The 13,797-nt window shown below is 47.1% G+C and carries 13 protein-coding genes; 2 read left to right on the top strand and 11 right to left on the bottom strand.

Annotation, left to right across the window (positions count from 1 at the left end; all coding sequences use genetic code 11):
• Positions 1 to 38 precede the first annotated feature (38 nt).
• Complete coding sequence (gene ilvD / locus H5647_RS02165; RefSeq protein ID WP_045855961.1) at positions 39 to 1,874, top strand: dihydroxy-acid dehydratase; 1,836 nt, start codon at positions 39 to 41, stop codon at positions 1,872 to 1,874.
• A gap of 276 nt (positions 1,875 to 2,150) precedes the next feature.
• Here the strand turns inward: ilvD and H5647_RS02170 are convergent, their stop codons facing one another.
• The 11 genes from H5647_RS02170 to H5647_RS02220 all read right to left on the bottom strand — a co-directional run bounded on the left by H5647_RS02170 (position 2,151) and on the right by H5647_RS02220 (position 12,807).
• Positions 2,151 to 3,530 carry a tetratricopeptide repeat protein gene (locus H5647_RS02170; RefSeq protein WP_236074742.1) on the bottom strand — a complete coding sequence of 460 codons (1,380 nt, stop codon included), beginning with the start codon at positions 3,528 to 3,530 and terminating at the stop codon, positions 2,151 to 2,153.
• Between the two features lie 12 nt (positions 3,531 to 3,542).
• Positions 3,543 to 4,148, bottom strand: coding sequence for an energy transducer TonB (locus H5647_RS02175; protein WP_045855963.1), 606 nt, complete (start codon positions 4,146 to 4,148; stop codon positions 3,543 to 3,545).
• 8 nt (positions 4,149 to 4,156) lie between these two features.
• A complete protein-coding gene (locus H5647_RS02180) occupies positions 4,157 to 4,558 on the bottom strand; it encodes an ExbD/TolR family protein (protein WP_045855965.1) in 402 nt (133 codons plus the stop codon).
• A 39-nt stretch (positions 4,559 to 4,597) separates the two neighbouring features.
• Entirely contained in the window at positions 4,598 to 5,125 is a 528-nt protein-coding gene (locus H5647_RS02185; protein ID WP_045855967.1) for a MotA/TolQ/ExbB proton channel family protein, read from the bottom strand.
• A 65-nt stretch (positions 5,126 to 5,190) separates the two neighbouring features.
• Entirely contained in the window at positions 5,191 to 6,573 is a 1,383-nt protein-coding gene (locus tag H5647_RS02190; RefSeq protein ID WP_045855970.1) for a MotA/TolQ/ExbB proton channel family protein, read from the bottom strand.
• The gene (locus H5647_RS02195) at positions 6,570 to 7,355 is read right to left on the bottom strand and encodes a DUF3450 domain-containing protein (RefSeq protein WP_045855972.1); all 786 of its coding nucleotides are present in this window, start codon (positions 7,353 to 7,355) and stop codon (positions 6,570 to 6,572) included. Before H5647_RS02195 ends, H5647_RS02190 begins: the two co-directional genes overlap by 4 nt.
• Positions 7,356 to 7,678: 323 nt before the next feature.
• Complete coding sequence (locus H5647_RS02200) at positions 7,679 to 8,209, bottom strand: dihydrofolate reductase (protein WP_045855974.1); 531 nt, start codon at positions 8,207 to 8,209, stop codon at positions 7,679 to 7,681.
• 45 nt (positions 8,210 to 8,254) lie between these two features.
• Positions 8,255 to 9,088 carry a thymidylate synthase gene (locus H5647_RS02205; RefSeq protein ID WP_045855976.1) on the bottom strand — a complete coding sequence of 278 codons (834 nt, stop codon included), beginning with the start codon at positions 9,086 to 9,088 and terminating at the stop codon, positions 8,255 to 8,257.
• 17 nt (positions 9,089 to 9,105) lie between these two features.
• Positions 9,106 to 9,957, bottom strand: a complete 852-nt coding sequence (lgt, locus tag H5647_RS02210; RefSeq protein ID WP_045855977.1) for a prolipoprotein diacylglyceryl transferase — start codon at positions 9,955 to 9,957, stop codon at positions 9,106 to 9,108.
• 82 nt (positions 9,958 to 10,039) lie between these two features.
• Positions 10,040 to 12,310 (bottom strand): phosphoenolpyruvate--protein phosphotransferase, encoded by a 2,271-nt coding sequence (gene ptsP / locus H5647_RS02215; protein ID WP_045855985.1) that lies wholly within the window; start codon positions 12,308 to 12,310, stop codon positions 10,040 to 10,042.
• Entirely contained in the window at positions 12,304 to 12,807 is a 504-nt protein-coding gene (locus H5647_RS02220; RefSeq protein ID WP_045855986.1) for an RNA pyrophosphohydrolase, read from the bottom strand. The genes ptsP and H5647_RS02220 overlap by 7 nt, the downstream gene beginning before the upstream one ends.
• A 296-nt stretch (positions 12,808 to 13,103) precedes the next feature.
• Here H5647_RS02220 and H5647_RS02225 point away from each other — a divergent pair, with 296 nt between their 5' ends.
• Complete coding sequence (locus H5647_RS02225; RefSeq protein ID WP_045855988.1) at positions 13,104 to 13,757, top strand: histidinol-phosphatase; 654 nt, start codon at positions 13,104 to 13,106, stop codon at positions 13,755 to 13,757.
• Positions 13,758 to 13,797 lie beyond the last annotated feature (40 nt).

The raw sequence follows: 13,797 nt of genomic DNA on the forward strand, positions 1-13,797 counted from the left end.
GCCCCCACACTAGCTAGTATGTTTCGAGGATAGACCTAATGCCCCAATATCGTTCTAGAACCACAACTGCCGGCCGCAATATGGCGGGCGCCCGCGCGCTTTGGCGAGCAACGGGCATGAAGGATGACGACTTTCAAAAGCCTATAATTGCTGTGGTTAATTCCTTTACTCAATTTGTGCCGGGCCACGTTCACTTAAAAGACATGGGGCAATTGGTTGCTCGAGAGATCGAAAAAGCGGGCGGCGTAGCCAAAGAATTTAATACCATCGCCGTCGATGACGGTATTGCGATGGGGCATGATGGCATGCTTTATAGCTTACCAAGCCGCGATATTATCGCAGACTCGGTAGAGTATATGGTCAATGCCCATTGCGCCGATGCGATGGTATGTATTTCTAATTGCGACAAAATCACACCGGGAATGTTAATGGCCGCCATGCGTTTAAACATCCCAGCCGTTTTTGTTTCCGGCGGGCCAATGGAAGCCGGCAAAACGAAGCTATCTGAGCACGGTTTGGATTTAGTCGACGCGATGGTTATTGCCGCTGACGACTCAGCTTCGGATGAAGACGTTGCCGAATACGAGCGTAGCGCATGCCCAACCTGTGGCTCTTGTTCAGGTATGTTTACCGCAAATTCAATGAACTGTCTCACAGAGGTTTTGGGGCTTAGCTTACCAGGTAACGGTACCATGCTAGCAACCCACGCAGACCGAAGAGCGTTATTTGAACGTGCCGGCCATTTGATTGTTGATATCACTCGCGACTTCTACGAAAACGATAACTACGCCGTACTGCCACGAAACATAGGTAGTAAAGCAGCGTTTGAAAACTGCATCGCACTCGATATCGCCATGGGCGGCTCCACCAACACCATATTACATTTGCTGGCCATAGCCCAAGAAGGAGAAATTGATTTTAATTTGGAAGACATCGACCGACTGAGCCGAGTCATACCCCAGTTATGTAAAGTCGCGCCCAATACACCCAAATACCACATCGAAGATGTCCACCGTGCAGGTGGTATAATGGCGATTATTGGTGAGCTAATGCGTGCCAACTTAATCGACACAAGCGTGCCCACTGTACACTCGAAAACTCTAAAAGACGCTATCGAAAAATGGGATATTAAATCCACCAATGACCCCGCCGTAAACAAATTTTACAGCGCAGGGCCTGCCGGTATTCCAACACAAACCGCGTTCAGTCAAGCCACTCGATGGCCAACACTCGATGGCGATCGTGCGCAAGGGTGTATACGCGATCTAGAGCATGCCTTTAGCTTGGAAGGTGGTCTAGCCGTACTTTATGGCAACATCGCACTCAATGGCTGTGTTGTAAAAACAGCGGGGGTAGACGACGAAAACCTTATATTCGAAGGCCCCGCACACATAACCGAATCCCAAGATGACGCCGTACAACATATTTTGGATGGTAAGGTTAAGGCCGGTTCCGTTGTCATCGTGCGTTACGAAGGCCCGCGCGGCGGCCCAGGCATGCAAGAAATGCTTTACCCAACCTCCTATTTAAAATCGAAGGGCTTAGGAAAATCCTGCGCCTTACTCACGGATGGCCGTTTTTCGGGTGGTACTTCTGGGCTATCCATTGGTCACGTTTCTCCTGAAGCGGCGGCCGGCGGCGCAATTGGCTTGGTAGAAACAGGCGATATCATTCACATCGATATTATTAAGCGTACCATCAACGTAAAACTCTCTGAAGAAACGCTAGCAGAACGGCGCATCCAGCGAGACAAGATTGGCTGGAAACCGGCCGAAGAGCGACCACGTAAGGTATCAGCAGCGTTAAAAGCCTACGCCATGCTCGCGACTAGTGCCGATATGGGGGCCGTACGTGATTTAAGTAAGCTTACCTAAGCGAAGTAGAAATCACTCGCATAGTCCACCGGCTGTGCGAGTCTCCATTACACTTTCTTTACCTTCTTATCCTCTTCAGTATCCCTCAATTCCCACGCCCTCCAATTCCGCTACCCAGTTTGGGCTACGTGTGTTTTATGCGACGAGTGACTTCATGCTCAGCAACAAAATACTGTCCTCAACGGTAATCGTCTCTTTAAATTCGTAAATTACACACAAAAAAAGGGAGCGATTAGGCTCCCTTTTATCGGTCAAGAAATTAAGGACTGAACGACTTTAAGTTTCTTTTTCCAACTGTTTCTGACGGTACTCCTCACGCTCAGCATGAGCCAACCAACTTTCAGCAAAACGCTTGGTGCGCTTGTCTTTTTTGGCCTTTTTGAAGTACGTAATCGCGTCAGAGAATTTGTCCAATTCCATATAGGCAACACCGATATTAAGGTTAATATCGCCTTCACGATCTAAATCACCCTTTTTCAGCGCATCTTTACCAGCCTTAATGGCATTTTCACTATCGTCAACATCCAAATAGAGCCCCATCAATACACCGTAGAGATCGCCATCATCCGATAACTTCGCTGCCTCAGCCATTACAGGAATCGCTTTACGCTTCTCTTGCGATAAGCTCCACGACTTAGCCAGAGTCTCAAGGTTTTTCTCGGTACGCTCAACAATCTTATCTTTCATGCCTTTCGCAAGGATAATGCCCGCCCGATAGGGGTAATCGTTTTGCAACATAAGATAAGCTAAGTTCAATAACTGCTGCTCTCTATTTAAACCACCTGAGATATACGACGCTTCTAAGACCGCTAACTGCTTATCAATCTGCTCCAGTATGCCGTATACACTGGCCAGCTGGTGATGATAAGAATGCTTAGGGTAATGACGAACCATTTTTAATAATACGGGTTCCGCAGCACGATAATCTTCTTTTTCGAGATGAAGCGCTCGCTGTAAGCTATACCAAGCCTCTTTAGCGATTTTGCCTTTACCCTCGACCATTTTAACAGCGGTATTAATAGCTTTCAGTGCACAAACTTTATCGTCCATCTGATAGCAAATACTGGACTTAAGGTAGTAGACATCGTCACCAATGGTTTCAGAAAGGCTCATCCATTCGTTTAGGCGTTTTAATGCATCTGGATAATTTTCCAACGAAAACTGCAGTTGTGCCAAAGTAAAACGAACCTGCAACTCTAGCCCCCAAGATATATTAGGAGACTGTGCTATAACCTTATCGTAATACTCAATAGCGTTCTCTGTTTCCTCAAGTGAGTAGTAGATCCAGCCGTAATAATTATAAACCTGAGCTAATTCGTACTGATTACACTTAGTACACCCTTTCTCAATTTTTTTAAGCTCAGCCAAAGCACCACGAAAATCGGCAGGAGGCGTAACACCGTTTTCATCCGCCTCGGGAGCAGCCAACGCTGTAACTTTGGTCAATTTCTTATAAAACGTTTCGCTTAATCCTGGCAGCTTACGCTTTTCTCGAGGCGTTGCCTGCGCTAAAGCCTCGGAGACCAGCAGGCTATCAAAGCCCGTAGAATTCAAAGCTTTATCGATAGCGACTGGCGCCAAGAAACCCGTAACAGCAACCGTAAGCAGCATTGAATTAACAGCGCGCACGGATTTGGCAAAAAATAAATTCATCATGCTAATCACCTGTTAATCGTCTTTAGCCATTTGGAAGGTAAAGCGGTTCCGAACGCCTGCAACTTCAATGGGCTCACCGTCAATAACCTTGGGCTTATACTTAAATTTCTGAGCAGCTTTTACTGAAGAGCTAGAAAAGACATTTTGTGGGCAATCCACAACTTTAACGTCTCGTGTTTCACCCGTAACCGTCACAGTGTATTCAACCGTACAGTATCCTTCCAAACCGCGATTAGCTGCTCGCGCAGGGTACTTGGGCGCTACCTTAACAATCGGTAAGTAATCACCGTCTCCAGAAAACCCGCCAATACCGGCAATTTGAACACCTGTATCAATTTGAGGGGCAAACGAAATGTTAGTTTCAACATCCGGCGTCTCAAATTCTGGCTCTGGTAAATCGGGTGGTGGCTCTTCTGGCTCGTCGGGTTTGTCAGGCTTACGGGTATCGTATTCAGTTGTGATTTCCCGATCAGGCATTGTTATTTCTGGGATTCTGAATTCCTGAACCTCTTCAGGTTCAGTCATGTTGCGTAGAATAAGAAAGTGCATCAACAGCAACAACCCGAGAGTGACAAGCGCCGCCGGAACCAAGGATGATAATAATCTCGCTATACTCATTTGGAGTCCTACTTGTTCTCTGCGGAAACCGACACATCTGCTACACCGGCTTCACGAGCCTTCTGAGCAACTTCAGTCAGTGTCTTGATGTTGGAATCGCTATCAGCTTGAATAACAACTGCGCCCTTGGGGTTTTCCGCCAAAAGCAGCTGTATCTGGGTTTTCACCTGACGCGGATCAACTTCATTTTTATTGATCCAGATTTCGTTCTCGTCGTTAATCGCTATCAGAATATTCGCATTCTTTTTATGGTTAGCGGTTGAAGCGTCGGGACGATTTACCTGAATACCGGGTTCTTTAATAAAAGACGCAGTTACAATGAAGAATATCAACATGATAAAAACCACGTCGAGCATAGGTGTTAAATCGATCCCACCTGTTTCTTCATCTGCTTTTGTATTCCTGCTCATGGCTTCTCTCTTAATTCAGGCCAAAAATATGATGTTACCTTAGTGGTCCATCGTCAGTTGGTCTTCGAGCAAATGATTTTCACGTTCAGCAATTCGATTCACCAAAGTGGTACCGAATACACCGGACAATGCTGCCACCATGCCAGCCATCGTAGGGATGGTAGCGCGAGACACGCCGGAGGCCATCGATTTAGCATCGCCACCGCCGGTTACAGCTAGAACATTAAACACTTCAATCATGCCAGTAACGGTACCCAGTAGCCCAAGAAGAGGACAAAGGGTAACCATAACGCCGAGCAAATTGAGATTTTGATTAATTTTATCTGCTGCACGAAAAATCAGTGCTTTACGAATCTGGCGGGAGTTCCAAGAATTACGCTCAGCGCGCGCTTCCCAAACATCAACAGTACGGCTTCTTACCGCACCGAGTGCTCCCTTATAAAACCAGAGACGTTCGAAGATTAAAGTCCACATGGCGAACGCCAGTGCGGCGATCCAGTACAGAATAGGTCCGCCTGACGCCACAAAGGCTTTAATGGCTGCGAGTGCTTCCATCAATGCCAGCATGTCTATCTCCTCTCGTAAATCAGTTTACTGACGGCGGCTTTAGCTACCGTCAGCACCAAGGGTAATTACTTATTTTCAGACTTTTCAGCGATTAGGCCAGCACTTTCTTCTTCAAGTACATGAACAATACGCTTCGCCTTACCGTTAAGGAATGTGTGCAGCAATACCGTAGGAATTGCGACAACTAGCCCTAATACAGTCGTAACCAATGCACCCGAAATACCACCTGCCATCGCTTTAGGATCGCCAGCACCAAATACGGTAATTGCTTGGAAGGTCACGATCATACCGGTTACGGTACCCAATAGACCCAACAAAGGAGCAACCATTGAGATAATCTTGAGCATGTTCAACCCGCTTTCAATGGGCGGAACTTCCTTCAAAATAGCCTCTTCAAGCTTTAACTCTAAGGTTTCAGTATCAGCTTTAACATTGTCTGCAGACACTTTTAATACGCGACCCAGAGGGTTATCAGTATTAGCTGTGTTGGATTTAAGCTGACGATTAACTTTGCTGCTCAAACCACTCAGTACAACAAAACGGAACAAGGCTAACAATAAGGCAAATGCACCTACACCCGAGATGATGTAACCAACCAACTTACCTTGATGCCAGCGCTCAATAATTGAAGGGCTGTTGATCAAGGCAGACATAAGTGAACCGCCTGCTGGACCAGTAGGGTCAATACCCACACGAGTAAAGCCAGATGTTGCGGCCTGCAACTCTGATGCAGCACTCAACAAGGAGCCAGCGGGCTGACGAGCCAATTCATTAAGCGTGCCGCTCTTAGTTTCGTACGTTAAATAACGACCATCAGAGACAAGGTTGTAATTACCGATACGAACAACTTCACGCTCAGACTTGTTACCTGCTGGATCCGCTACAGTTGCTGTAAATTTCACAACCTTGGCAGATTCAATGGTTTCACGTTGAAGCTCATACCAAAGGCGCTCGATCTCATCGATAGAAGGCAATTTGGTTTCGCTGTTCATCTTGTCGATCAATTCATTGATGAACACAGTACGGCCGGGTAACTGAGCACTTACGATAGAAGTATCGATAGCACTACGTAAATCGCCCGCAGTAGAGGTTAGGTGACCGAATAGCTCTTTCAAAGAACCAAGACGCTCGTCTAGCTGCTTGCGCTTAGCCAGAACCATCACTTCTTGTTCTTTATATTCGTTTTCTAAACGCTCAGAACGCTGCTCTTCAGCCAGTTTTTCGGCTTCGCTTTGCGCTAACAAATTTGCCTGATTATTTTTCTGTTTACGAAATTGCGCTTCGCGCTGGCGATGCTCTTTCGTTTCAGAAATTTGGCTATTTTTTACCATCTGCAACAGTTCTTCCAAAGAAGAAGCTTTATCAGACTGCGCAGACACACTGCCAGACAATGCTATTGCGCCTGCAGCGGCAAATGCGATTAATGTTTGTTTAAAAGTCATTTTCATTGTGCTGCCTCCGGAGCCAGTACGGGTAACGCTAGAACATCAATAGATGCCTGCTTCTTAGCGATACGTATGCCTTTCAATATGGCTGCACGGTATTCACCAGCGTCCAACTCAACAAACGCGCCCTGACTCTTGTCATAAGCACCTGAAAGCTTGGTATCAGTGGTTTGGTACATCAAAGCAACACGACCAACAACAAGCATGTTCACTTGACGCTCTTGACCACCTACTTCGAGGCTATCAACGTAAGTGTCTAACTTACGGCCATATTCAGCTTCAATATTGTAGGCTTCAAGAATTTGACGAAACTTCTCAGCAACAGAGATATCAGCACGATCCTGATTTCTACGTAAGTTGCTAACACGATCTAAACGCTCTTCCGAGTGAAAAGGCACATCTAACTGTACGAACTGCTCCAAACCATCGAGCATACGCAAGATGAGAGGTTGGATCTGACGTTCAATAACGGTGACTTGATCGATTGAAGCGTTAAGGTCGGAAATAACCTGACGCTGGCTAGCCAATTGTTTATCCAGCTGGGTGTTGTACACCTTTAAGCCAGCGATTTCTTTATTTACGATTTTATACTTCTGCAACAAGCTAGCGGCTTCTGCCTGAAGTTTATCGACACGTTTTTGAGACTGCTGGCCAGCAGTCGTTTTAACCTGGCTTACCTTAATAATGGTATTCAGGGTTTGATCTGCTTGCGCAGCGCCAACGAAAAGCGCGCTTGCAGAAAGTACTGTGGTTAACGCCACAGCCTTGATTCGCTGCTTGTTCATAAATCCCCCAACTCGGGTGCGTACAGTGAAAAGATTGCAACCAGATTAAACAATAAAAATCGTTTTTATCCAGAGTGTTTTATAAAAGGTTGAGACTTGCTGATTGTCAGAGTTGCGCATTTTAATAAGACCGCTCGTAAACATTCAAACACAAAAAAAAAACGCACAATTACGGATCAGTAAAATATAACCAAAAGTAACACTTGCAGTAATGGTTTCAAGCTAGAGGTAACACTTCGGTAACACAAGTTCACAATTTAAGCGTCACGGCAGTGACCCACTTAACAACTCGAAACCACCCTAGCGAAAAGTGTATCCTCAGTCTAGCAACTATTTGCACGCTTTAGCGTTACAAATGAATATGGGTAAGGATTCACCCCATCAGCCTCGTGATTCTCCCGTGCTTGCTCTACCCACTGCTCTTTATCAATGGGTGGAAAGTGCACATCGCCTTCGATATCGGCATGCACCTCGGTTAAAAATAAGGTAGCTACCTGAGGTAACACTTGGCGATAAAAGTCAGCGCCTCCTATCACCATTACCGTATTTACACCGGACGCCGCTGCCTTTTCACGGCCGACCGTTATCGCCTGCTCCAACGAATGCGTTACCGCAACGCCCTCTGCGCTCCAACCTTGCTGCCGTGTAACCACGATATTTGTGCGTCCCGGTAGTGGCTTACCGATAGAATCGAACGTATTTCGGCCCATAACGATCGGAAAACCCATTGTTGTGCGCTTAAAATGCTGTAGATCTTTGGGTAACCGCCAAGGCAGATCGTTATCGCGGCCAATTGTGCCATTACGCGCAACCGCAACGACAATAGCTAGATCAATAAATGGCTCTTTATTCATGTTTTTTGCCCCAATACTCCACTAAATTATCATCAGTACCGAAGACTAAACCGATATAGGCGCAGCGATATGCGGGTGCGCCTGATAATGCTGCAGCTCGAAGTCTTCGAACTTAAAGGCAAAAAGGTCTTTCACTTCTGGGTTTATAGACATTACAGGAAGAGGTTTAGGCTCACGCTGCAACTGCTCGTCTACCTGCTCGAGATGATTAAGATATAGATGGGCATCCCCAAACGTGTGCACAAAATCGCCCACATCCAAATTGCATACTTGAGCAACCATCATAGTAAAAAGTGCGTAAGACGCAATGTTAAAAGGCACCCCCAAAAAGATATCGGCACTGCGCTGATACAACTGGCAGGATAACTTCCCGTTCAATACATAGAATTGAAACAGCGTATGGCAAGGTGGTAATGCCATTTTGCCCTGCTCTACATTCGCTTGAGGCGAAATATGTTCGTCGGGCAATACCGATGGGTTCCACGCAGAGATAATGAGCCTACGAGAATCTGGATTGGTTTTAATTTGCTCTATCAATTGGGCCATCTGATCAATAGAGGTTCCATCGCCCACCGCCCAAGACCGCCACTGCGCGCCATAAACAGGCCCTAACTCTCCTTCTTCCGTGGCCCATGCATCCCATATTTTTACGCCGTTATCGCTTAAATAACGTATATTCGTTTCGCCTTTTAAAAACCAAAGGAGCTCATGAATAATGGATTTTAAATGGCATTTTTTGGTTGTGACTAAAGGAAAACCATCCGCTAAGTTGAAGCGCATCTGGTAGCCAAACACGCTAATCGTGCCAGTACCGGTTCGATCTTCCTTACGCACGCCCGTATCACGCACGTGCTTCATTAACTCTAGATATTGCTGCACTGATTACCCTCTACATCTCATCGCGCTTTTTTTGCTTTAACCAATGCCGACACGTGCGCTTCGCGGCGGTAGGCTAAGAATATAATCAAGCCGCCCACAACAATCATGGGTAGCGTCAATAATTGGCCTCGCGTAAAAACATCGAAGACATCAAAACCAATATGCGCATCAGGCTGGCGGTAGAATTCTATGAAAAAACGAAAACAACCGTACAAGACTAAAAACATCGCACCTACGGCCGCTCGCGGCCGAGGCTTGCTGGAATACCAAAACAACAAAAGAAACAAAGCCATACCTTCCAGAGAAGCTTGATACAGCTGCGACGGGTGCCGCACTAATGCCTCAGGGTCATTGGGGAATATCATTCCGATATTGGCGGTTGTTTCTCGCCCCCATAACTCTTGGCCAATAAAATTGCCGATACGACCAAAAAATAATCCTAGGGGCGCTAGCGGCACCATAAAATCCATTAGATCAAGTACGTTGACCTTTATTTTCTTGGCATACAACATCATTGCGCAGGCAACACCGAGCATGCCGCCATGAAACGACATGCCGCCTTCCCAAACGCGAAAAAGCCAAAGTGGGTCATCCAAGAACGCGCCGAAATTATAGAAAAACACATAACCTGCTCGACCACCCATTACCACGCCCATCGCACCGTAAAAGATCAAGTCTTCAACATGGCTACGCTTTAAAGCGGTATGCGGTTTGCTCGCTCGATATAACCCCAACCCCCAGGCAGCAGCAAAACCAAACAGGTACATCAATCCGTACCAATGGACATCTGGCAGTGAAACGGTTTTACCAAAAACGGTATAGGTACCGAGGGAAATTGCAACAGGGTCTATTTCGGGATAAGTCAGCATTCGTGGCCACACCAAAGGATAATAAAAAGGATGCTTTTAGGCGGCCAGATAATAACAGACCGCTGCAACCTTATGCGACCCGTTAGGTGTCTGCGTCATCATCGTTCATTGGGCGCACTATGCGGGTGAGACCTGTGCGGCGCAAATTAGCATCAATACAGCGGGTTATAGATTCGGTGTCGGGCAACAGCATCACTTCCGCTAAAAGCTTTTCAGCTTGCTGTAACGTAACGCTACGCACTACAGATTTCACCTTTAAAAGGCTCGTCGCACTCATAGATAGTACATCGTAGCCCATCGCCATTAGCAGCAACGCTGCGGCAGGCTCTCCTGCCAGCTCACCACAAATACTCACAGGCACGCCTTGGCTATGAGAATCTTTTACAATTTGTTGCAGCGCCCTCAACACCGCCGGGTGCATAGAATGGTACAAATCGGCTACACGTGGGTTATTGCGGTCAACCGCTAATAAATACTGCGTTAGGTCGTTACTGCCAACCGATAGAAAATCTACACGTGCGGCAAAATCTCTCACCTGATACACCGCACCAGGCACTTCAATCATCACCCCCAGCGGCGGCATTTCTATCCTATGCCCCTCTTCTTTTAATTCATCATAGGCGCGATAAAGTAACATTTGGGCTATCTCGAGTTCATTTATGTTGCTGACCATCGGCAACATAATACGCAAGTTATCCAGGCCTTCACTCGCTTTAAGCATTGCTCGAATTTGGACCAAAAAGATTTCGGGATGATCCAACGTAACGCGTATGCCGCGCCAGCCCAGAAAGGGATTTTCCTCTTCGATAGGGAAATAAGGCAATGATTTATCTCCACCTACATCAAGCGTTCGCATAGTGACTGTGTGTGGCGCAAATGCCGCTAACTGATCGCGATACGTTTGACGCTGCTCCTCCTCACTCGGAAAACGGTCACGCAACATAAAGGGTATTTCTGTTCGATAAAGACCAACGCCTTCCGCTCCACGCTCTAGCGAGATCATCGCATCAGCCATTAAACCGGTGTTGACCCAAAGCGCCACTCGATGGTGATCGATCGTTTCACAGGGCAAGTCCTTTAGTGATTCCAAGCCAGCAAATAGCTCAACATCCTCATCAACAATGGCTTGATACTGCGCTTTCATTCTGTCGGTAGGGTCGCAATAAACACTACCACGATAACCATCAACAATAACTTCTCGACCATCCAAACGCGTAAAGGGAAGGTCTACCGCCCCCATAACCGTTGGAATACCAATCGAACGAGCCAAAATAGCGATGTGCGAGTTACTCGAGCCTTTCGTCGACACAATGCCCGCTAACTTGCCCTCCGGCACCTCTGCCAATACGGACGCGGTGAGGTCTTCACCAACCAAAATGGTATTGTCGGGGTAAATTTGTTCAGTTTTAGAGGATTGCTGTAAGTAGGCCAGTACACGGCTACCTAAATCGCGCACATCAGACGCACGCTCGCGAAGATAAGGGTCTGGCATACTCGAAAATATTTTGACATGTTCCAGAATAACCTCGCTCCACGCATAAGGCGCGGCTAAGCCACTCATAATTTTTTCGATGACTTCGCCACCAAGCGCGGTATCGTCGAGCATGCCAATATAAGCATCAAACAATACCCGCTCTTCTTTGTTGAGCCTATTTTCGAGCTCACTGGCGAGCTTCTTAATATCCGATCGAACAGCCGTTAGCCCCTGCTGGAAGAACGCCAACTCCTCTTCGATTGCATTACAGGTTTGATAGGGTACGGAATTTAAATCGGCTAGAGGTGAGACCACAACACACTCACCAATTGCGACGCCCGATGCTCCCGGTGTACCGATAAAACGCGCTTCTGTTCGAGGGCCAATGGAACGCAGAGCGCCCGTCGCCTCGGCATGGGCGATAACAGCGGCTAACTGAGCCGACATAGTAATGAGAAATGCTTCCTCACCCTCATCGAACTTGCGTTTTAGACGCTGCTGTACAACCAGAACACCTAAAATTTGACGCCTATGAATAATAGGCACCCCTAAAAAGGCACTGAAACGCTCTTCACCCGTTTCAGGAAAATATTGAAATTTAGGGTGAGACTCAGCATCGTCAAGATTCAACGGTTCCTCACGAATAGCCACGTAACCCACAAGGCCTTCATTGAGCCCAAGCTTCACTTGGCCCACCGCGCTTTTATTAAGCCCCTCGGTGGCCATCAAAACAAAATTGTTATTCGCACTACGCAAATAAACGGAACACACTTCAGTGTGCATTGCGGCTTGTACCCGCGTCACAATAATTGCGAGAACTGACTGAAGATCAGCGGCGGCGTTGACCTCCTGTACAATGCTGCGCAGCGAATTCAGCATGCGGGTTCCTGAACAGAAAGCACTAACCGATTATGCGCTGGCGCTAGCTCTTTCAACGCGCGCCTATATACCTCACGCTTAAACGCCACCACTTTAGATAATGGGTACCAATAACTCGACCAGCGCCAATCATCAAATTCCGGCGGGCCACCGGCATTGAGTTTTACACGATCGTCCTCACCGTTGAGTTTCAGTAAAAACCATTTTTGCTTCTGCCCCACACACAAGGGCTGTTTCTGTCGAACCAACCGATGCGGTAATCGATACCGAAGCCAACCTTGTGTCACCGCAAGAATATCAACATCACTCTCTACTAGACCTACCTCTTCATAAAGCTCTCGATACAGCGCTTCTTCTGGCGACTCAGACTCGTTAATACCGCCTTGCGGAAATTGCCACGCATCCTGGCCACCGATACGGCGCGCCCATAAAACATTGCCGCTACCATTGGCAAGCACAATGCCGACATTGGGACGAAATCCATCGTTATCGATCACGTAATACCTCTCCTTTCAGGAACACATAGTGGTGGAGCGATTAAGGCGAGATCTTAGAGAAAACCAACAACGTGCCGGTAATAATTGATGTGTGTTTCCCAAGCACGCCGGCAAGAGCTGCCCGACACGCCCCACAACTATCAAAGACACTTTCAAAGATTTCGCCCAAATATTGTTATAATCGCCAGCCTATTGTTTCACAAACTAGCAATTCTCAGCAATTAACGCTCCGCCTTTGCTGGCAAGCCCTTGCTGAGTCTCCTCTTTTCCCTAAAGTGTAGTCACGGGAGCCACTTTTGAGTTTAGCAATTTTTGACCTCGACAATACCCTTATTGCTGGGGATAGCGATCACGCGTGGGGCGAATTCCTTATTGATCAAAATATCGTCGATAGCGGGCAATTTCAACGCGCTAACGACCAATTCTATGCCGACTATGTCGCAGGTACGCTCGATATCGATGCGTATCTACGTTTTGCGCTTACGCCTTTGGCTCAATTTTCATTGCCTGAACTCGCACAATTACATCAATCGTTTTTTACCGCCAAAATTGCACCAATTATGCTGCCCAAAGCCGAGGCGCTGATCACAGAACATCGTGCGAAAGGCGATAGAATACTCATCATTACGGCAACTAATCGATTTGTCACCGAACCCATCGCCAAAGCGCTCGGCATACATGAAATGCTTGCCAGTGAAGGCGAAATCGTTAACGAACGCTATACCGGCCAGCCCACAGGGACCCCCTGCTTCCAACACGGCAAGGTGACACGATTAACGCAATGGCTGAAAGATAATAACGAAGATCTTGAAGGCAGCTATTTTTACAGTGATTCAGTAAACGATTTGCCACTGCTAGAACGCGTTCAGTACCCTATAGCAGTAGACCCTGACGAACGCCTCAAGCAAATTGCCCAGCAACGTAGCTGGCCCATAGTCAGCCTCCGTTAGCATCGCAGGCCAACTCACTCGTCGATAGATACAACTCAAG

This window comes from Teredinibacter purpureus (assembly GCF_014217335.1).
GTDB classification, from domain to species: domain Bacteria; phylum Pseudomonadota; class Gammaproteobacteria; order Pseudomonadales; family Cellvibrionaceae; genus Teredinibacter; species Teredinibacter purpureus.

Excerpts from the sequence above, each read along its gene's own strand:
- lgt (WP_045855977.1), bottom strand. The coding sequence starts at position 9,957 with ATGCTGACTTATCCCGAAATAGACCCTGTTGCAATTTCCCTCGGTACC.
- H5647_RS02170 (WP_236074742.1), bottom strand. The coding sequence starts at position 3,530 with ATGATGAATTTATTTTTTGCCAAATCCGTGCGCGCTGTTAATTCAATG.
- H5647_RS02185 (WP_045855967.1), bottom strand. The coding sequence starts at position 5,125 with ATGCTGGCATTGATGGAAGCACTCGCAGCCATTAAAGCCTTTGTGGCG.
- H5647_RS02180 (WP_045855965.1), bottom strand. The coding sequence starts at position 4,558 with ATGAGCAGGAATACAAAAGCAGATGAAGAAACAGGTGGGATCGATTTA.
- ptsP (WP_045855985.1), bottom strand. The coding sequence starts at position 12,310 with ATGCTGAATTCGCTGCGCAGCATTGTACAGGAGGTCAACGCCGCCGCT.
- H5647_RS02175 (WP_045855963.1), bottom strand. The coding sequence starts at position 4,148 with ATGAGTATAGCGAGATTATTATCATCCTTGGTTCCGGCGGCGCTTGTC.
- H5647_RS02200 (WP_045855974.1), bottom strand. The coding sequence starts at position 8,209 with ATGAATAAAGAGCCATTTATTGATCTAGCTATTGTCGTTGCGGTTGCG.
- H5647_RS02195 (WP_045855972.1), bottom strand. The coding sequence starts at position 7,355 with ATGAACAAGCAGCGAATCAAGGCTGTGGCGTTAACCACAGTACTTTCT.
- ilvD (WP_045855961.1), top strand. The coding sequence starts at position 39 with ATGCCCCAATATCGTTCTAGAACCACAACTGCCGGCCGCAATATGGCG.
- H5647_RS02190 (WP_045855970.1), bottom strand. The coding sequence starts at position 6,573 with ATGAAAATGACTTTTAAACAAACATTAATCGCATTTGCCGCTGCAGGC.